This window comes from Candidatus Chlorohelix sp., from assembly GCF_037138995.1.
Taxonomy (GTDB): Bacteria; Chloroflexota; Chloroflexia; order Chloroheliales; family Chloroheliaceae; genus Chlorohelix.
In genome coordinates this window covers 26,600-45,456 of record NZ_JBAXHI010000021.1, presented here as the reverse complement: position 1 = coordinate 45,456, position 18,857 = coordinate 26,600, and the positions used below count along the sequence as shown (strand labels likewise).

General features: G+C 46.4%; 18 protein-coding genes. 6 read left to right on the top strand and 12 right to left on the bottom strand.

All coding sequences use genetic code 11. The features are described from left to right. Nucleotides 1-2 precede the first annotated feature (2 nt). The 10 genes from WCK19_RS11040 to aroQ all read right to left on the bottom strand — a co-directional run bounded on the left by WCK19_RS11040 (nucleotide 3) and on the right by aroQ (nucleotide 9,235). Complete coding sequence (locus tag WCK19_RS11040) at nucleotides 3-866, bottom strand: alpha/beta fold hydrolase (RefSeq protein WP_342397435.1); 864 nt, start codon at nucleotides 864-866, stop codon at nucleotides 3-5. A gap of 109 nt (nucleotides 867-975) precedes the next feature. Then, nucleotides 976-1,710, bottom strand: a complete 735-nt coding sequence (locus WCK19_RS11035; protein WP_342397434.1) for a hypothetical protein — start codon at nucleotides 1,708-1,710, stop codon at nucleotides 976-978. Beyond that, nucleotides 1,707-3,443: a penicillin-binding transpeptidase domain-containing protein gene (locus tag WCK19_RS11030; protein ID WP_342397433.1), complete on the bottom strand. Its 1,737-nt coding sequence runs from the start codon at nucleotides 3,441-3,443 to the stop codon at nucleotides 1,707-1,709. The genes WCK19_RS11035 and WCK19_RS11030 overlap by 4 nt, the downstream gene beginning before the upstream one ends. Then, nucleotides 3,440-4,768: an FtsW/RodA/SpoVE family cell cycle protein gene (locus WCK19_RS11025; protein ID WP_342397432.1), complete on the bottom strand. Its 1,329-nt coding sequence runs from the start codon at nucleotides 4,766-4,768 to the stop codon at nucleotides 3,440-3,442. The genes WCK19_RS11030 and WCK19_RS11025 overlap by 4 nt, the downstream gene beginning before the upstream one ends. A gap of 140 nt (nucleotides 4,769-4,908) precedes the next feature. Further along, a complete protein-coding gene (locus WCK19_RS11020) occupies nucleotides 4,909-5,061 on the bottom strand; it encodes a hypothetical protein (protein WP_342397431.1) in 153 nt (50 codons plus the stop codon). 303 nt (nucleotides 5,062-5,364) lie between these two features. Then, entirely contained in the window at nucleotides 5,365-6,552 is a 1,188-nt protein-coding gene (gene xseA / locus WCK19_RS11015) for an exodeoxyribonuclease VII large subunit (RefSeq protein ID WP_342397430.1), read from the bottom strand. A 127-nt stretch (nucleotides 6,553-6,679) separates the two neighbouring features. After that, on the bottom strand, nucleotides 6,680-7,477 hold the full coding sequence (locus WCK19_RS11010) for an alpha/beta hydrolase (RefSeq protein ID WP_342397429.1): 798 nt from the start codon (nucleotides 7,475-7,477) through the stop codon (nucleotides 6,680-6,682). Between the two features lie 174 nt (nucleotides 7,478-7,651). After that, nucleotides 7,652-8,197, bottom strand: a complete 546-nt coding sequence (accB, locus tag WCK19_RS11005) for an acetyl-CoA carboxylase biotin carboxyl carrier protein (RefSeq protein ID WP_342397428.1) — start codon at nucleotides 8,195-8,197, stop codon at nucleotides 7,652-7,654. Next, complete coding sequence (gene efp / locus WCK19_RS11000) at nucleotides 8,198-8,755, bottom strand: elongation factor P (protein WP_342397427.1); 558 nt, start codon at nucleotides 8,753-8,755, stop codon at nucleotides 8,198-8,200. 33 nt (nucleotides 8,756-8,788) lie between these two features. Continuing rightward, nucleotides 8,789-9,235, bottom strand: a complete 447-nt coding sequence (gene aroQ / locus WCK19_RS10995) for a type II 3-dehydroquinate dehydratase (protein WP_342397426.1) — start codon at nucleotides 9,233-9,235, stop codon at nucleotides 8,789-8,791. Nucleotides 9,236-9,322: 87 nt separating this feature from the next. Here aroQ and WCK19_RS10990 point away from each other — a divergent pair, with 87 nt between their 5' ends. Then, a complete protein-coding gene (locus tag WCK19_RS10990) occupies nucleotides 9,323-10,018 on the top strand; it encodes an ElyC/SanA/YdcF family protein (RefSeq protein ID WP_342397425.1) in 696 nt (231 codons plus the stop codon). A gap of 7 nt (nucleotides 10,019-10,025) precedes the next feature. Here WCK19_RS10990 and WCK19_RS10985 read toward each other — a convergent pair whose 3' ends face one another. Continuing rightward, nucleotides 10,026-12,473 (bottom strand): tetratricopeptide repeat protein, encoded by a 2,448-nt coding sequence (locus WCK19_RS10985; protein WP_342397424.1) that lies wholly within the window; start codon nucleotides 12,471-12,473, stop codon nucleotides 10,026-10,028. A gap of 276 nt (nucleotides 12,474-12,749) precedes the next feature. Between WCK19_RS10985 and WCK19_RS10980 the strand changes: the two genes are divergently transcribed. The 4 genes from WCK19_RS10980 to WCK19_RS10965 all read left to right on the top strand — a co-directional run bounded on the left by WCK19_RS10980 (nucleotide 12,750) and on the right by WCK19_RS10965 (nucleotide 17,720). Continuing rightward, nucleotides 12,750-14,234 carry a S41 family peptidase gene (locus WCK19_RS10980; protein WP_342397423.1) on the top strand — a complete coding sequence of 495 codons (1,485 nt, stop codon included), beginning with the start codon at nucleotides 12,750-12,752 and terminating at the stop codon, nucleotides 14,232-14,234. Between the two features lie 20 nt (nucleotides 14,235-14,254). Next, nucleotides 14,255-15,367, top strand: a complete 1,113-nt coding sequence (locus WCK19_RS10975) for an aminopeptidase P family protein (protein WP_342397422.1) — start codon at nucleotides 14,255-14,257, stop codon at nucleotides 15,365-15,367. 61 nt (nucleotides 15,368-15,428) lie between these two features. Next, nucleotides 15,429-16,040, top strand: a complete 612-nt coding sequence (rdgB, locus tag WCK19_RS10970) for an RdgB/HAM1 family non-canonical purine NTP pyrophosphatase (protein WP_342397421.1) — start codon at nucleotides 15,429-15,431, stop codon at nucleotides 16,038-16,040. A 75-nt stretch (nucleotides 16,041-16,115) separates the two neighbouring features. After that, a complete protein-coding gene (locus WCK19_RS10965; RefSeq protein WP_342397420.1) occupies nucleotides 16,116-17,720 on the top strand; it encodes a DNA repair protein RadA in 1,605 nt (534 codons plus the stop codon). 59 nt (nucleotides 17,721-17,779) lie between these two features. Here the strand turns inward: WCK19_RS10965 and cofC are convergent, their stop codons facing one another. After that, nucleotides 17,780-18,445, bottom strand: coding sequence for a 2-phospho-L-lactate guanylyltransferase (cofC, locus tag WCK19_RS10960; RefSeq protein ID WP_342397419.1), 666 nt, complete (start codon nucleotides 18,443-18,445; stop codon nucleotides 17,780-17,782). 125 nt (nucleotides 18,446-18,570) lie between these two features. Here cofC and WCK19_RS10955 point away from each other — a divergent pair, with 125 nt between their 5' ends. Continuing rightward, a complete protein-coding gene (locus WCK19_RS10955) occupies nucleotides 18,571-18,822 on the top strand; it encodes a hypothetical protein (protein ID WP_342397418.1) in 252 nt (83 codons plus the stop codon). Nucleotides 18,823-18,857 lie beyond the last annotated feature (35 nt).

Here is an 18,857-nt window from a genome sequence, read left to right as displayed (position 1 = left end):
TTTTAGGCAAACGGCTGGAATTGATTAGTGAACACATCATTGGTTTGGTAATTACCGCTTTCCTTGCGCTCAATCCAATTTATTATGCGCTTACGTACCTCCGGCGCATCTGGATCGTTCAGGATTGCGTGGAAAGCCTCCGGGAAAACGTGCATCTCCTTATCAGTTGCAGCAATACGATGGAAAAAGGCACGAGTAGGACGATGGCGCACCGTTATATCTTTGCCGCCCTGCAAAATGATTGTGGGCATGCTGAGAAGATGGTGGGATTGCGCCGCTCGGTTCATCGCCTTTGTCATATTGAGCAAAAACCGCACACTGACATGCTTGTTGAACAAAGTATCCGCTTTCAAAACTTTGATAAATTCAAGGTCGCGGACGCCTTGCTCCTCGCGCCCGGTAATGGGCAATGCCGGTTTGCGGCGATTAGTCGCCAAGTAAAAGGCGGTACGCAATATTTCATCAATTCGAGGTTTAATAGTCGGCGCTACCACGCACGCTGCCAGTATAAGATAATCCGGCTTCAATTCGGGCTTACTAGTAGCGGCATGCAGAATAGCGAGCGGAGTCCCCATACTTTCACCAAACAGATAAAACGGCAAATTCGGATGCCGATTGCGTACCCAATCTGCGGCTGCCGCCACGTCTCCTTCTAGTTCGCCAAAAGATTCTATATCGCCACGCATACCATCGCTACGCCCGTGTCCTCGCAAATCAGGGGCATAAACCATTGCGCCTAGTGGCACAAGATAAGGCGCAAGGGAAGAAGCGTAATAAGCGCCATGCCCGCCCAAACCATGCACTATAAGTACCACCCGCGAGATAGGAACGCTGGAAGGTCTCCAGCAATGCATATGTAGGCGCATACCATCGTGGCTCGAAAACTGTTCAGTTTCTCCCTGTAATAGCTCGTAAAGATTCTTCGTAAAATTACCTATATCCTTTAATTTAAACCGAAAGTTAGAAATTACTCTGTTAATGTGATGGCTTTTTCTTGTGACGAATAAAGCTGAAATAACTCAATGTAACGAAACCAGTAACTAATACCAGTATAACAAGAATGGCAATTAAACCTTGCTCATACCAAAATTGCAACTGCACCCAAAGCCATGGGAAAGTCAGGGTATCCGCTAAACTCGCCCCGTTACGGTTGCCTGTTAGCAGCACATATTTACCGCTATGAGCCTCTGGGTCAAAAACTGCTACATAATAAGTGGTAGCTTGTGTCAGTTCGCGCCCGATGCGTTGTCCTTCCCAGAATCCCGTTTGAGTATATGGTTCATCTACTAAAACTCGTGTCTTTGGTTCGTTGGGGTCGTCCTGTGAAAGCACTATGCCGTATTCGGTAGGAAGTGTGAAAGGCAATTTCCTTAAAGCGGATTCGGGAGGCTTGGGCAAGTCATTACCGAATAGCGCCAGAGAAGGGCGAAAATTCTCTAACCCCTCAAGGCGTGGAATGTTTAGTTCAAGGTCTATTGCCAGTCCCTTGCTGGCAGTAAAAGAATAGAATTGCGCTTTGCCGGAGACTAGTTCGCTCACAAACTGACGCGCCCGGTCAGGGTCATCGTAAAAAATTACGTCGCTAGAAGATAAATTGTAGTTGGCAGTGAAAACAGTCTGACGAGCAGCAGAAGCGCCAGAGTATAACAGAATGAATACTATACCTAGTATGCTTAGAATAATAATAGCTTTTAAAATTCGGTCTATCATTTAACCTGTGACAAGACGCGCTTGAGTATAGTATTTGCTTTGGGCATTGCATCGGTTAAGCCTTCGGCACCGCGCTTGTTATCTATCACCACTGCAATAGAGAAAGCTCTATCACCTTTGGTCGCCCAAGCAATATACCAGCCATTGTTGATACCCTGCTGAGGATTTACTTCGGCAGTGCCAGTTTTGCCGCCTACTACTGCGCCAGAACCCTGCAAACCGCCCCCATTAAGTCCTACGTAACCGTTCGTGGCAGATTTTATCATAATATCGCGAACGGTTTTAGAGGTTTCCGGGAGAAGCGGTTTGAGCCAAACTTCGGGCTTCGTTGCTTTGACCAACGCTTTTTCGCGGGTGCGAATTTCTTTTACCAAGATGGGTTTGGGAAGCGCCCCGTCATCGCGGGCAAAACTGGCAGCCAACATCGCCCAATGTAGCGGCGTTACCAATATCTCACCTTGACCGAAGCCGGTAGAAGCCTGCGCCGGACGCTTGTCCAGAAAACCCGTAGTTAGGAAAGGGCGGCTCTTTTCCACCGGAATATCAAAGGGAATTGCTGTATTGAAGCCGAAACGTTCCATATAACGCAATTCGTCTGCACCGCCAATCGCCAACCCGATTTGCCCGAACACAGCGTTGAGCGAAAACATGTAGCCTTCGGTGGTAGTCCAATCAGTGCGAGTTTTGTCTGGGCGGTTCGGGTCGTTAAACACCGCGCCATCCACCGTCAGTTTGCCCTCATCTTTCCAAAGCGTATCGGGATTAGCTTTTCCCAAATCGAGTAAAGTGGAAAGCGAAACGGTCTTAAAGGTTGAACCGGGAATGTATAAGCCCTGAGTTGGACGGGTGAGAAGTGGCTTTTTAGGGTCATCGCGAAGGGCGTTCCAGCGTTTCTGAATTTCTCTGGTTTGCGCATCCCATAGGTCGTCCGCCACCGTTGGGTCAAATGCCAGTTGAGCCGGGTCGAAGTGAGGATTGCCGACCATCGCCAATATTTCCCCGCTTTTGGCATCCATCAATACAATAGCGCCATCCTGAGTACCCAACTGCTGTTGCGCCAGTTCCTGATATTCTGGCACAATGCTCAAATACAAATCATTGCCAACTATCGGTTGGTGAGTTAAATCGCGGGTCAGCGCCACAAACGGATTTGTGCCAGAACGCCCGGAAAGGTAATCGTCATAACTCGCCTCTAACCCGCTACTACCGAATTGAAGCGGGCTATAATAACCCACCAGAGGGCTAATATATGGATTCAGATAGGTGCGGCGCACCACGCCATCCTTGACCTCAATGCTTACCAGCGGATTGCCAAAAGTATCGCGAACCGTCCCACGCTGCACCGTTAGTTGTTGGCGAATAATGCGGGGGTCTTGGACTAATTCATTTTTGGGGGTGAAATAAGGCTTGCTGATTTCGTCCGTAATTACAATTTGGTTGCGTAGCAGTTGAAAACTGAGCAAGATAAAACCCGCCAGAATGAAAGTCATGGCACGTTGGGTATTATGTGCAATTCGTTCCTGACTAGAAGCATCTTTTTTGATTGGAGCGTTGCCATACCAGAAAGCCAATAGCAGCAAAAGCCCGGTTACGAGCATGCAGAGTAGCCAAACAGAGTCGCTACGCCCGTTTGCATCCCAACCGGGACCGAATAGGAAACCAAAAGAAAGTCCAAAACCGATTATACCTGCTGCCAGTATCAAGCTCAGGTATCGAATTGTTTTTGGATTCATAGTTTGCTATCTCGCTCTAACGAAAGCCGTACCAATAACCCTGCCATCAGAAAGTTTACCAGAATTGAACTACCGCCGTAACTGATAAAAGGCAAGGTCATACCACTAAGAGGAATGAGTTTGGTCACGCCGCCCACGATAATTAAAGTTTGAATGCCAAAAATCGCGCTGATGCCAATAGCCAAAAATTGGTAAAAGCCGTTGGTGGTATGCAAGGCTATGTGGAAACCGCGATATACCAGCAAAATATCCAAGCCTAATATTCCAAGCGCTCCCGCCAAGCCCATTTCTTCACCTATAGCAGCCATTACATAATCGGTATGCACTTCCGGGATAAAGTAGGGCGCACCTTGCCCAATACCTTGCCCAAATACACCACCTTCCGCGAAAGAGAATAGCGCCTGAACAATCTGGTAAGAACGTCCTTGCCCGGTAGGCCATGGGTTTAGCCATGCATCCACCCGAACACGTACATGCGCCAGTTGGTCAATATTGGCAGATAATACATAAATCAAGGCAAACCCGGCGATGAATAAGAATAGCCCTACTATTATATAGCTGGCACGTCCGGTAGCGGCAAAAAGCATTATCAGGAATACGCCAAAAAATAATTCTGCTGCGCCTAATTCTTTCTGAACAATCATGGTCAAAAGTGCTATGCCTAGAATGCCAAGCATTGGCATAAGATAAGGAAAAGGAGGTAACGGTATAGGACCTAACCTGAAATTGGCAGAAAGAATTACCTCGCGTTTATCGTCCAGATAGGCGGCAAGGAAAACTACCAGCATCACTTTTAAAAGCTCGCTAGGCTGGAAGCTGAAAATTCCAAAACGAAACCAGAGACGCGCCCCGTTCACTTCTTGACCAAAAACAGTTACCGCCGCAGTGAGAACTAAACCTAAAAACAGAAAGGTGTATTTGTAGCGTCGCAACAGCATGATATTGCGTAGCCCCAACACTACAATAAGAAAGGTGGCATAGCCAAGCGCTACCCATAGAACTTGGCGACTGGCAATATTGCCCGTTCGGGTGGTTTCAAGGCGTTGGCTCATTATCAATCCAAAAGCGGACAGGGCAGAGATTAACGGTATTATAAGCTGATCAGAACGTGGCAACCAAATGGTAAGTACCAGATGCGTTACCAGCAGCAAGCCGATAAATACAAAAGTCATCCACAGGTCTTTGGCATCCCAACCAACCCGCTGATTTGGTACGGAAATGACAATCAACATTCCAATCAACGCCAGTAGCGCGGGCGCAACCAGCAATTGGAGTTCTACCAGCCGTAATGGCGTTTTTTTCTTTACAGATGGGGTTATTTGCATAATTGAGTATAAAAACGAAAAGGAGCAGACTCAAACAAGCTGCCCGACTTCAATTCACAAGGGGTATATAGAAATAATTTGCCCAAGAGTTTTGCGAATAATTATCTATAATAATTTCAACTCTGTAAGGACGGAGCCACTTACTGGCGAGGTCGTCGCTCCACAGATTTTTCATTGACACGAACAGGAACACGTACTCGGCGTTTTTCAGCATCTTTTTGCTGGCGTTCGATAGCTTTTGCGGCAGCTACAGCAGCGGTAATGGCAGCGATGACAGCAGCTAATAATTCCATAGTGTAAAAACCTTCCTATCCCAAAGAATTTGTAGCCCCAGCCTTGCTGAGTCAGAGTCAAAGTAGAGCGGTGACTAATAGCTGGTTTGTTAGTTAGACCAAAGACCGCTTAGATATGGTTCTGGTGCTATCTGCAAATTTATCTTAACCCATGTACTGTACCAACGCAATAGGATATACATATAATATTCACTATTTTTAAGACTCTTTTAACACTTGATAAGGGTGGGTTATTGTGGTGCTGGGTTTGCATATGCTTGCATTTAGGCACTTTTCTTCATGCCCTATTTTGCGAGTGTACCATTATCGCACATCCGCCTCAAATTCGCCGTTACTTAGCCTGACCCGGATTTTGTCTATACCTACTATTTGGGATATGTCGTGTATAACCTCGCCGGATTCCTTTTTCGTTACGATGGCATAGCCACGCTGCAAAATCTGTTGGGGGTCAAGCACTTTGAGACGATAGGAAAGGGCGCGAGTCTCCAGTTGTAAAACCTTTAAGCGCTGGTTTGTATTTTGAGAAATTTGAGCGATTAATTGTTCTACCCGGTTACGCTGCTGCGCGAGCAAAGTGAAGGGCGAAGCCAGCTCAAGTCGTCTTTGTAAGGCGTTTATAGCCTCTCGACTCTCCTCCAAGCGGTATTCCAGCGTGGCAGAAAGCTGCGATTGTAATTCTTCAAGCTCACTCCGAATATCGGCAATATCTGGGGAGACGAGTTCGGCGGCGGCGCTTGGAGTAGGCGCGCGCAGATCCGCCACGAAATCCACAATCGTAAAGTCGGTTTCATGACCAACCCCGGTGATTACCGGATGCCTACTGGTAAACACGGCACGCGCTACCCGTTCATCATTAAATACTGCCAGTTCTTCGGGCGCACCACCACCCCGCGCCAGTATTATAACTTCAACTTCTGGCATAGCGTTGAGGCTGTGCAAAGCAGCCACAATTTGAGGCGGCGCATTTTCGCCCTGTACTAGCGTAGGAGCTAATACTACGGTGGCAAGCGGGTAGCGACGGCGCAATACAGTCAGGATGTCCTGAAAAGCGGCAGCTTTCCCGGAAGTTACCACGCCAATAGTTTTCGGACGTTTGGGTAGGGGACGTTTGCGTTCCGGTGCAAATAGTCCTTCTGCTTCCAGCCTTTGCTTGAGCAATTCAAATTCCAGCGCAAGTTTGCCTTGCCCTTCCGGCTGAATCAAATCCACGTAGAATTGCAGCTTTCCGGTCTGTTCGTAAATCGAAACTTTACCATGCATCAGATAGTTGGTTCCGTTTACAGGCTTGTACTTTTGGCGCAAGGCGTTACCCTTGAACAACACGCAATCTACCACCCCACTGGCATCTTTAAGGCGAAAGTAAGTATGACCGTTCTGGTAGGTATTGCTGTTCGATACTTCACCGCGCAGCCACATATCGCCTAGTCTCTCGTCCAAAGCCATCAGGGCTTTGAGATATTCGAGCAGTTCGCTAACGCTGAAAATTTCCAAGATTATCCCCTATTATCCCAAGTTATCCCAAGTTATCCCCATCAGGTAGCAAGATTGTACCCCCGTTCTTTCGATTGGAGGTAGGTTACTCCCCAGAAGCATTAAAATACGTATAACAAAGGTTATATCAAGGGCGATAAGTTTCGCGAATGCGCTTTTTACGTTGGCGTTCCAGAAAGTCCAGCACTATCAGGCTGGTAAGTTCTGGGCGTTGCTGTGGCACAGCATGGGCAACACCCGGCAAAATACACAACTCGCTGCCCTCGATAAAGCGGTGCATTTCCACCACCTGCTCAACTGTACCAAAAGGGTCACGTTGCCCAGTCATCAATAACGCCGGAAGCTTCATAGCACGCATCTCTACCTCGGTGGGATAACCGGAATCATCCAGCCACATTGCGGTCATTTGCGTACTCAATTTCTTCCAGTAACCCGGTTCACGATGTGCGTATTGCCTTTCTAGGGTAGCAGCCCACTCCTTGAAGTTTTGCTCTATGTAATCCCCACTGAGTTTTTGCATCGTGGCAAGAATCTCAGGGGTATTACGGTAGTTTACGCCGATTGCCGCCAGAGTATCTACCAAATCGGGATAGAGTGCGGCAAGCTTTAGAGCGGTTATACCACCATCGCTAAAACCAACCACATGCGCTTTTTTGATACCCAGATATTTCAGCAACCCTGCGGCATCATCAGCCAATTCACTATAGCCGGAAAACTTTTGAGAGGGATTATCGGTGCGCCCATGCCCGCGATGTTCGTATGCAATCAAGCGATAGTGACGGGCAAAAACTTCAAAGTGCTTACCCCAATCGCTGGAAAAATCAATCAGACCAAAAGCGCCGTTGAGGAGTAAAAGCGGTTCGGCTTCTTCAGCCCCATTTAATTCGTAATAAATTTTTAAATCGCGTAGAGGGGCATAGGGCATCTTCTACCTCTGGATTCTTTGGAGAAGGATAGAAAAGACACTACCGTTATAAAGATAACTAAATAGAACTTTCGCTTCAGAAGGATTTTCAGGCAAGAGGCTTAAGCCCATTGTTTTTAATCTAGGTTCTTTTTTCTGTTACATGCGAAAGTTCTACAAGAGCTATAAAACAGATTACACCGACTCCAGCAAGAACAAGGTTTGCCCATATTCTACAGGCTGACCATTTTCAACGCTGACTTTCACGCAACGACCGGAATAATCACTAGTTATTTCGTTCATTATCTTCATTGCTTCGATAATACCGATAACCTGCCCTTTTTCCACCATTTCGCCTTCGTTTACAAAGGAGCGAGCTTTGGGGTCAGGCGAACGGTAGAAAGTACCGACCATAGGCGCGACAAGTTTGCGGAAAGAATCTTCTGGTAGTGCTTCGGAATCGGAAATTGCCCGACCATCCATTGAAGACGAAATATTACGCTGCCCACGTGCAGCGCGATTAACGCGAGAAGGTGAAACCTCTAATGCCTGTATCACGGTTTTTTCGCGCTTGATAAGAAGCTTATGTGAGCCATTCTCAATAGCCAACTCTGTAATATCGCTGGCTTCAACCATTTTGATAAGCTCACGAATTTCCTCAGTAAGGAAATTTCCTGACGAGGATGAGCCGTTTTCTGGTTCACCGGAGGATTTCTGACTGCTTGAGCTGGAAGTTGTCACTTAAGCACGCTCCACATAAGAACCCGAACGGGTATCTATCCTAACTTTGTCGCCAATATTGATGAATAGCGGAACATTGACGGTTAATCCTGTGTCGGTAGTTGCCGGTTTGCTGGTACCACTGGCAGTATCGCCCTTGATACCCGGCTCGGTATATGCTATGGACAAGATAACCGAAGGGGGGATTTCAATATCAATAGGTTCACTGTTATAGGTAATTAGGTCAAGGGTATCATTTTCGTGAATATAATATTTCACGTCACCCATTTGCTCGTCATTCAATATTGATTGCTCGTAGTTTTCGACATTCATAAAATGATAGTCTTCGCCATCCTTATAAAGGAACTGCACTACTTCACGCTCCAACCGTACATCGTTGAATTTGGCACCGGCTTGGAATGTACGCACAGTATTAGAACCGCTACGCAGGTTCTTAAAACTGATTTTTACCTGAGCGCTGCCCCGCCCGATCTTCTGGTGATCAAATTCCAGAATCTTCTGAAGTTGACCGTCAAGGTCAATTACCATTCCGCGTTTAATTTCGCTGGTCGAAACCATACCTTCTCCTGAATAAACTGGTGTTTTGATATCCTAGAAGCTGCCAATAAGCGCTTCTAATGCAAGTAAGTAACCTTTAGGACCAAAGCCAGCGATTTGCCCTTTAGCTATTGGCGCAATCAGGCTGTGATGTCGGAATTGCTCACGGGCATATACATTGGATAGATGCACTTCCACAATTGAGACCCCATCCAACGCTGCAAGACAATCACGTAGCGCAATACTATAATGGGTAAAGGCTCCCGGGTTAATAATTATACCACATATTTCTTTGCGTCGCGCTTGTACAAAATCTATAAGCGCACCCTCGTGATTGCTCTGGAAGTCTTCGAGTTCATATCCGGCAGCGTTAGCAACGCTTCGCACTTTTCCCACGATTTGAAGAAGGGTAGTATATCCGTACACCTGTGGTTCACGTTCACCCAGCAAATTCAGGTTTGGTCCGTTGATAAGCAAAATCTTTTTTGGTTTTAGTTCCATACCTCCAGCCTCCTTAATACGTTATAATAATGCTTGAATTTTACAACTATGTAAATATAACGCTTGTTATATTTTGGAAGGGTTTTGATGGCTCAATCTGATACGCGGAGAGGTAATGCCAAAACCTCCGGCGCGACTCTTGAGAAAAAAAAACCGGGAAGGCGCACTTCAAAAGGGCGAATGCGCCTACGAGTAATACTGTTATTACTAATAATAATTATATTATTGCCCCTTTTGCTGGTTTATTTTATCACCGAAAGCCAAAATTCACTTATATACAGTGAGGTTTCAAGGATGCCTTCGCGTCCGGTTGCGCTGGTCTTTGGAGCAGGTTTGAACCGCGATGGTACGCCTAGTTGGATGCTGGCAGACCGGATAGATGCCGGAATCGCCCTGTATAAAAACGGTAAGGTGCAAAAATTGATGATGACCGGAGATGGAATCGAAAATAACGAGGTAAACGCGATGAGCTTGTACGCGCAACAAAGGGGCGTTCCGGTTTCAGCAATTATCAAAGACTCCGGAGGACTACGCACATACGATAGTTGCTGGCGCGCTCTTAATAAATTTCAGATACACAGCGCAATACTGGTAACGCAAGGCTATCATTTACCGCGTGCGCTGTACCTGTGCAATTCGTTAGGAATCAATTCCGTAGGTTTGAAAGCAGGGCTAGAACGCTACCCGGGACAAGATTCTTACAACAGCCGAGAATTTTTGGCAATTCTCGGCTCGTGGATTGATATTAATATCTTCAAGCCTACCCCAGAAGCCAGCCGCTAACCTAACATTATTTTACCCTACTCAACCCGACTTTGGCATCCTCGTTAGCAGGGTCAATATCTAGAGCCTTCTGGTATGCCTCACGCGCTTTCAACGGTTGGGAGGTGGCTTCAAAACAAAGACCCAAATTTGAGTAATAGACCGATACTTTGCCGTTAAGCTGAATTGCTTTCTGGTAAGCATCAATCGCCGGGTTATTCTTTTTCTGCTGGTAAAGCGCAATCCCAAGTAGGTTATAGGCGCGGGCATTGCTGGCACTATTAGGGTCAATCTGGATAGCTGCTTGAGCTTCCTGCTCTGCTTCTGGATAACGTTTAAGCTCAATCAAGGTGCCAGCCACATTCCGATGGTAAAGAGCGACTTTAGGCGATATTTGTACTGCCTTGGCATACGCGAGGTTGGAATCGCCCCACTTCTCCTGCAATTCAAGCGTTAAACCTAACAGGTTATAGCCAGCAGCATAATTTGGGTCGAGAGAAATTGCTTTACGCGCTTCCGCTTCCGCTTCCGGGTATTTGTTCTCATAATAAAGCGCATTAGATACATTTAGCTGGTAAATAGCGGAGCTAGGCATCAACTTTACCGCATCACGATACGCTTTTTCAGCATCAGGGTATTTAGCCTGATCTAGCAAGGAATCCCCAAGAATGTTATTGGCGGCTGCCAGATTCTTATCTTTATCTTTACTTGTGTCAGTAGCATAAAGCGTAATAGCCCTACGCACTTCCTGCTCTGCCACGTCCGGCTTCCCAAGATCCACCAAACATTCGGCGAGGTTACGGTGGTAAAGCGGTTCGCTGGGCTTCAGACGGGTTGCTTCCTGATATGATTTTTGGGCATCAGCTTTTTTACCCTGATTGAAAAGAGCCAGACCCAGATTATTATGAAAACGGGCTATGCTGGAGTCTATACTGACCGCTAGTCGTGCTTCGTTTTCTGCCAGAGTGTACTCTTTGGTAAGGTTATAGGCAGTTGATAGATTATCATGGTAAATTGCTACGTTGGGCGCAAGCCTGACAGCTTCTTTGAATTTGTCAATTGAGCCTTGCACGTTACCGCTATCCAGTAACCCTTCGCCGTCTTTATTTAGCTGAGCAGCTAAATCTATTGCGGAGGTAGTGGGTGTAGGAGGGGCGTTGGTGACAGTAGGCGGCACAGTAGTAGTAGCCACTGTAGTTATTATAGCCACTGTAGCTGTAGGGGTAGGCTTGCCACCGCCAACCACCACAATAAGTACCACCGCAATCACCGCAACTATTACTACCCCGACTATAGCAAGAATCAAGCCGGTATTTGAACCGCGTTTTGGAACTGCTAGAGTGCCGCTACCTGTGGGACTGGTGATGTTGCCGGGCATTCGAGTGCTTGGCACATAACCTTGGGTTACATAGAAACGGTAGCGAGTAGTAATGTTGGTATCGGTAGGAAAGCGTGATTGCAACGTATGCAACCGATTGAAGGCTTCCTGATATTGATTTTGTCTTTCGAGTTCGGCAATGACGTTGAGTTCCTGAGTAGCAAACGGATTTGGAGAAGGCGCGGCTGCCATCCCAAAGGTGCTATTCTGGGGCGAACCATAGTTGGAAGGCGCAAGCGCAATAGTAGCCGGATCTACAGCACCGCCTTTTATAGCCATTTCCAATGCCCGCGCCATTTCCCCGGCAGATGAGAAACGATCTTCTTTCTTTTTACTGAGCGATTTATTTACAATCGTTTCAACCGAGGGTGGAATATCCGGATTCATAGAGCGAATAGGTGGCACAGGTTTCTGAATATGCCCCATTACTACCGAAATAGGCGTATCTCCCCGAAAAGGCAACGAGCCTGTCAGCATTTCAAAAAGCACCACACCTAGCGCGTAAATATCGCTACGGCGATCTAGTGGCTCACCCATAGCTTGCTCAGGACTCATGTAGTCGGGGGTACCAACGCCTTCACCTAAAGAAGTAAGTTGGGTACTACGGCTAACATCTTTAGCAATCCCAAAGTCCCCCAAGGCTACTCGTTTGCCACCTTCAAAAAATACATTGCCGGGCTTAATATCGCGATGCACGATATTATGGGCTTCATAGGCGTAGTCAAGCGCAGAGGCAATCTGGTTAATAATGCTAGAAATCTCAGCCAGATTCAAACTACCCTGATGTAAACGGTCACGGAGAGTAATGCCTCCTTCAATAATTTCGGTCACGATGTAACTATCCGCGCCGGGAACTTCTTCGTAGTCATAGACAGTTACAATATTAGGATGTTTTAGCTGTGAGGAAAGCTCTGCCTCACGGCGGAACCGTTCCAGTGCGCCGGGAGAGGAAAGAAATTCTGATTTTATAGTCTTAACTGCAACATAACGCTTCAAAGGGGGTTTGTAAGCTTTATAAACAGACCCCATACCGCCTTTCCCCAACAGACCAACTACATGATAGGGTCCTATTGTTTCGGGCATTGCTTCAGCAGGCATTTTATTCTTGCTCCGTTCTAACCATGAGGACGACTACGGCAAGGATACAGTATCCCCTTCTCCATTTTAAGCCGCAATTAACGCTTATTTTATCAGTAGTAGCTTAACAAAACAATTACGATTCTGGTAAAAAAAGCTCATTTATAATGACTCATATCGTGCTATCCTGTATAATTCTTGCATCGTTTGGAGCTAGTCTTATATCTTTAGGGATATGTAATCTTAAATGCGCTTTTTTTCTTGGAAAATCAAAAATGGCAGAAAAGTGATTATAAATTGAAACTGATATGGTTAACTAGCCTTTTGCTGCTATCCTTGCTATTGGGCGCATGTAACGCAAGCAGCCCTAGTGTCGTTACGGCTACCCCTGCACAAAAAGATACTGCCTTAACCCAAGCGGCAGCAATACCCACTATTACGCTACTACCGCCACTACCTACCAACACGCCACGCCCAACCCTGCAACCTACATCTAGCAGCGTGAAACCTATGAAAGCTGATGTGGTAAAAACGGCGTTTCAGGCTCTAATCAGCAGCTATTTTTATCCCTTGAGCAGCGCGAATGTATATGAAATTGTGCTACGCGGGATTAAAAATTATCTGCAAGATAATGGTATAAACGATCCGCAAGTACCTATTCCCGATTTTACCGGAGACCCAAACGGTGATTGGCAATTATTCTTGCAGTCATATACATTGACCCTAGAGAAATATCATAATCAAATCGGAGAAGAACAGCTTGCATATGGAGCAGTGCAATCTGCCACCGATTCTGTGAGCGAGTGTCGCACTGGTTTTTACCGTCCTGCCAATACAGATGAACTAATTCAAAATATCGGAGGTACCGCCCCTGCGCTAGGCTTAGGGATAGTTGTAGTAGCTCCAACAGGCAGTGAAGGGCTATATATCGATAGGGTAGTACCCGGTAGTCCGGCTGATAAAGCAGGCTTGAAAACCGGGGACTCCATCAGAGGAGTTGGTGGGCAAAGTATCGTGGGAATGAATCTGGGAACTGCATCACGCCTTCTAGTTGGCGGTGATAAACCGATACCCGGCACACAGGTCACTATCGAAATAAAACGAGCAATGACCGGAAAAACCGAACAGATACAAATTACACGCGGTAGCACGCAAGTACAAACTTTTGAGCGACAGCTTATTGGCAACGTAGGCTATCTGCGAATTAATAACTTTCCTAACCGTATCCAGTTAACCGACCTGAACCGTGAATTGGATAGTAACCTCAGTGAATTGACCAAGCAAAACGTTAAGGGTCTCGTAATTGACTTACGTGGCACACGCTATGGCAACTACAGCACAGTGAACAGCTTCCTGAGTCGTTTTGTACAGGATAACGGGCTACTGGTAATGTCGGGGCGCAATAGTCAGGGTAAATTTACAGCTTTACAAATGAACAGCATGCCGGGTGTTACCGTCTTCAATAAACCGCTGGCGGTATTGGTAGATGGTACCACTGCTGCCGAAGGTGAGCTTTTCAGTTATGCGCTGCAACTCAAAAAAGCTGCCCGCATCTTCGGACAACCTACTGCCGGGTGTGTGGTAGGTAGTGACATTGTGCGTATGCCTGATAACTCGATTTTGAATCTGGCGGTTTTCCGAGTAATTCAAGACCCTACCCAATTGGACTCGGCGATAGCCCGCGTTATACCCGATGAAGTGGTAGATATGGAATTAGCTTTGCTCGAGCAAGGCAAAGACTCATTACTCGAAAAAGCCCTAGCTTATATCCAATCTTTATAGAAAACGGAGAAACTAGCAAAATGAGCGCAAACATATATGAAGAACGCTGTCGCCAAGCGCAAGCGGTAATGGCTTCACTCCAAATAGATTTCCTTTTTCTCGGACCCGGCGCGGATATGCGCTACCTTATCGGCACACCCGGTATGGAAAACGAACGTATGATGCTCTTTATAGTGCCGCAATCTGGACAGCCCGTTATGATAGTACCAACGCTGGAAAAACTGGCTACCAGCAAACACGCTACCTATTTTGAATTGCTGGATTGGTCTGATGGTGTCGGACCACAAAGCAGTTTGCTGGAAGCGTTGGGTGGGGCAGTAAAGCAAGAAATCAAAGCGGCAGTTGGCTCACATCTGTGGAGTATGTTCCTGCTAGAACTACAGCGCATCTTACCAAATTCAAATTGGACAACCGCAAATGAGATACTTAAAAAATTGCGTATAAGCAAATCTGCTGAAGAAATAAAATTGCTCAAGGAGGCGGCAGCCATCGCAGACCACACATTTGATGAGGTGCGCCAGCTTAAATTTGCAGGTAGGCGCGAACTTGAAATTATGAGTGACATCAATAACCTGTTACTCAAACACGGGCAAGAAAGAATGGAGTTCTGTATCGTGGGGAGTGGACCTAACGGGGCGCAACCGCACCACCACACCGGAGATAGAATAATTCAGCCGGGCGATGCAGTTGTGCTAGATTTTGGCGGTATGTATCAGGGTTATTTCAGTGATATGACTCGCATGGTGTTGGTAGAGGGTGCGGAAGCCGACCCACTTTACCGTGAAGTTTATGACGTTGTAAACAAAGCACGCGCAGCGGGACATGCACAGGCAAAGCCCGGCGTTACCTGCGAAAGTGTGGACGAGGCAACGCGAAAAGTGATTGCCGATGCAGGCTATGGCGAGTTTTTTGTGCATCGCACCGGACACGGCATTGGCATGGAAGTTCACGAAGAACCTTATATCGTAAACGGCAATCAGCTTATATTGGAACCGGGTATGGCTTTCAGTATCGAACCGGGAATATACTTGCCGGGTCGTTTTGGTGTTCGCATTGAAGATATAGCAATAATAACCGATAATGGCGAAGAGAATATCAACCTCAGCACGCATGAAATTGTCACAGTACGCTAATAGCAATATTCAGGAAGGGCGCAGGCATACTGCGTCCTCTTTATTTTAGGGGTTAGTTAACATGAAAATACTGGTCGCAACCAACAACCGTAGCAAACTGCTAGAAATGGCAAGGCTATTTAATATAGAAGGCTTGGAACTGGTTTTACCAGCCGATTTGGGTTTGAAGGATTTTGATGTTGAGGAAACCGGACAAAGCTATTACGAGAACGCCGCGTTGAAAGCAGCCGCTTTTGCGCGTGCTTCCGGCATGTCCGCACTGGCAGATGACTCCGGGCTGGAAGTGGATGCGCTAAACGGGGAACCGGGTCTGTACTCCAAACGCTACGCCGGAGAAAACGCCACCGATGCTTACCGGATTAGTTACCTTTTGAAAAAACTGGAAAATGTAACGCAAGAGAACCGAACGGCACGCTTCATAGCTTTGTTGGCTTTAGCCTCACCGGATGGCACAATTATTGAACACGAGCAAGGCACTTGCGAAGGTAGAATCGGCTTTGCGCCAACCGGAAATAATGGGTTCGGTTATGACCCGATTTTCCTGCCAATCGTAGTAGCTGATAATCATAGTATGGCTGACTTGAGCAATGAAGGGAAAGACTTAATCAGCCATCGCGGTAATGCCGCTCGTAAGCTTGCTCCTTTTCTCAGAAAATATATAGAAGAAAGTTAATAGAACGTTTATGCTATAGAGTGGTATAATAATTCTAGCAATGTTTAGGTGTAAGCTGAGTAAGAAGGCAAGCAAATGGTTAAAGGGCGAGCAAAAGTAGTATTTACATGTGAAAAATGTGGCTTCGAGAGTCTCAAATGGCTGGGCAGGTGTACCGAATGTAGCGCTTATAATAGTTTTACCGAAACTGTTAAAGTGGCAGAGCGACAGATGGGTAGCGGTGGTGGGGAAAGCGTCCGGCAAAATCGCGCCGCCCTAAGCAGCAACAAGCCAGAAAGCATAGCCCGGATTAGCTCTGAAAATTTCAAGAGGATTCGCGTACCGATTGGGGAGTTCGAGCGAGTTATGGGTGGAGGCATTGTACCCGGTTCACTAACTCTTATTAGCGGCGACCCAGGAATTGGCAAATCTACCCTGCTCTTACAAGTAACCGCAGCGTTGGCAGAGTCTATTGGCAAAGTGCTATATGTCTCGGCAGAAGAATCTGCTAACCAGATAAAGTTACGCGCAGAACGATTGGGACTTGCCCCTGAAAACCTTTACCTACTGGCAGAAACTAACCTCAACTTGATTCTAGACCATATCGAACACATGAAGCCCGCTTTGGTAGTAGTAGATTCAATCCAAACGGTGTACCTCACGCACAAAGAACGGCAGGAAGAAGACCTAGCGTTGGGCTTTGGCGCAAGCGGTTTTGAATCGTTGGGTGCAGAAATTAACTCGGCGGCAGGAAGCGTAACCCAAGTAAGGGAATGTGCCGCAACCTTGATGCGCCTTTCTAAGAAATTGCATCTGCCCGTATTTCTAGTAGGGCATGTTACTAAGGAAGGGAATATTGCAGGACCTCGCGTGCTAGAGCATATGGTGGATTGCGTGCTATATCTGGAAGGTGACCGCTTTCACCAATACCGACTTTTACGTGGCGTTAAAAATCGCTTCGGCTCTACCAATGAAGTAGGCGTTTTTGAAATGCGCGGAGAGGGTATGGCTGAAGTAACAAACCCTTCACAAGTTTTCTTGGAAGAAAGGCAAGCGGGCGCGCCCGGCTCGGCAGTTGCGGTAACGATGGAAGGCACTCGCCCTATTCTGGTAGAGGTGCAGGCTTTGTGCAGCCAATGCTATACTCAGATGCCACGCCGAACCACCAACGGTATTGATATGAATCGCCTCTTGATGCTTAGCGCAGTTTTGAGCAAACGCTGTGGGCTTGGGCTTGGTAATCAGGACGTATATGTAAATGTGGTAGGCGGTTTGAAAATCACCGAACCAGCCGCTGATTTAAGTATTACTGCTGCAATTGCTTCTTCATATAGAGAAGCGGAAATAGACTCTAATACCGTATTGATAGGAGAGATTGGTCTTTCTGGTGAGGTACGCATGGTTAGCCAACTTGAACGTAGGTTGGCAGAAGCAGCGAAACTTGGCTTTACCCGTGCAATCTACCCCAAAAGCGCACATAGCAACGGACGCGATTTGAAATTACCGGAGGGGTTTAGGGGCGTGCCGGTAGCCACGTTGGCAGAAGCATTAGAAAAGGCTTTAACCGATAGCGGGAATTCCCGCCGCCACAAACCAAAAGCAACGCAGGAAAAAGAAATTCTGCCTAATCATACCCAATTTGACGAATATGGGAACGAGCTTGAGAAAGAGTTGGAAGTTTCAGAGCTAGGGGATTTTTGATTACCTGCAAACTTTATCCACAGTAAATGTGGAAATGTGTGGAAAAGTAGTGAGTTTTACTAAAGAACAGAAATACTTTGCCATTTTTGTGGCAAGAGGACAAAATCCTCAGGTGTGTCCAAATCGTAAGCTAACTCCGGTATATAGCATCGCCGTATATTCTTTAAACCGCAAGAATGAAATTTTCTCAAATGAAGCGCGAAGCTGTTTTCCCCAAAATTATAGGAAAAATCAAGTAATGTTGAAGGGGCAAGCAGTAGCGCGTTAGTGCCTTTGTGCAGTCTATCTGGAGCAATTGCCACAAATGGGGTAGTTTCTAGGAATAAAAAATCGCGTAAAACTCCGATATTCATTAGCGGAAGGTCGGCTAACAGAATCAGCAAGGCATCACAGCGTGTAGTAGTGACTATCTGTCGCGCAGCTAACTCCAACGCAGCATTTAATCCTATTTCCTGACCGTCAGAGCTTTCTTCAAACGATGTTGCGCCATAAAACCGCCCCATTCGTAGCGCTTCCTGATCTGCGCTCACAACATTATAGCCCGAAATAAAACCCAGCGCGGATATGTCTTTAAGTACCGAAAGGGTATGCAATAGCAGGTGGCGTGCCAGAATAGTCCGATGGTTTAAATCCAACAACGGAGCTATACGGCTTTTGCCTTTTGAAAAAGGCTTGACCGGTACAAGCGCTTGTATATTCGGTTTGGGATAAAGCGTTTTTTGCAACTTTCAGTCCTTTATATTTCTATGAATATAATTATAACATTGTGAAGGTTTTTATAAAGTTAGAAATGTGATATTATCATTGAGAAGTAGAGGGCTTTTTATCTCAACAGGCTGTTATAAATTGGATGCGAAACAAAAGGCTAAAATTCATGTTGAAGGATTATTTACAAAAAATCGAAGAGCTTTCTGATGAAAAGCTATTAGCTTTGGCAAACCGCTATCGCAGTACGATTCAGGAAATTCGGATTTACCGACGTGATGCAGAAATCGTGGCTTTTACAACAGTTGTGAAATACACTGACGAGGAATTAAAGAAAAAGGAAGAAGAATTAGCAATTATCCAAAGCTTTATTGAGAAGCGTAAGTTAACGGAATAAAAAAAAGCGCGAGACTTTATATCTCGCGCCATCTC

Coding starts and splice junctions, on each gene's coding strand:
- WCK19_RS10990 (WP_342397425.1), top strand. CDS start 9,323: ATGGCTCAATCTGATACGCGGAGAGGTAATGCCAAAACCTCCGGCGCG.
- WCK19_RS11035 (WP_342397434.1), bottom strand. CDS start 1,710: ATGATAGACCGAATTTTAAAAGCTATTATTATTCTAAGCATACTAGGT.
- WCK19_RS10985 (WP_342397424.1), bottom strand. CDS start 12,473: ATGCCTGCTGAAGCAATGCCCGAAACAATAGGACCCTATCATGTAGTT.
- WCK19_RS11010 (WP_342397429.1), bottom strand. CDS start 7,477: ATGCCCTATGCCCCTCTACGCGATTTAAAAATTTATTACGAATTAAAT.
- WCK19_RS11030 (WP_342397433.1), bottom strand. CDS start 3,443: ATGAATCCAAAAACAATTCGATACCTGAGCTTGATACTGGCAGCAGGT.
- WCK19_RS11025 (WP_342397432.1), bottom strand. CDS start 4,768: ATGCAAATAACCCCATCTGTAAAGAAAAAAACGCCATTACGGCTGGTA.
- rdgB (WP_342397421.1), top strand. CDS start 15,429: ATGAAAATACTGGTCGCAACCAACAACCGTAGCAAACTGCTAGAAATG.
- WCK19_RS10955 (WP_342397418.1), top strand. CDS start 18,571: ATGCGAAACAAAAGGCTAAAATTCATGTTGAAGGATTATTTACAAAAA.
- WCK19_RS11040 (WP_342397435.1), bottom strand. CDS start 866: ATGCGCCTACATATGCATTGCTGGAGACCTTCCAGCGTTCCTATCTCG.
- efp (WP_342397427.1), bottom strand. CDS start 8,755: ATGGTTTCGACCAGCGAAATTAAACGCGGAATGGTAATTGACCTTGAC.
- aroQ (WP_342397426.1), bottom strand. CDS start 9,235: ATGGAACTAAAACCAAAAAAGATTTTGCTTATCAACGGACCAAACCTG.
- WCK19_RS10965 (WP_342397420.1), top strand. CDS start 16,116: ATGGTTAAAGGGCGAGCAAAAGTAGTATTTACATGTGAAAAATGTGGC.
- WCK19_RS10975 (WP_342397422.1), top strand. CDS start 14,255: ATGAGCGCAAACATATATGAAGAACGCTGTCGCCAAGCGCAAGCGGTA.
- WCK19_RS11020 (WP_342397431.1), bottom strand. CDS start 5,061: ATGGAATTATTAGCTGCTGTCATCGCTGCCATTACCGCTGCTGTAGCT.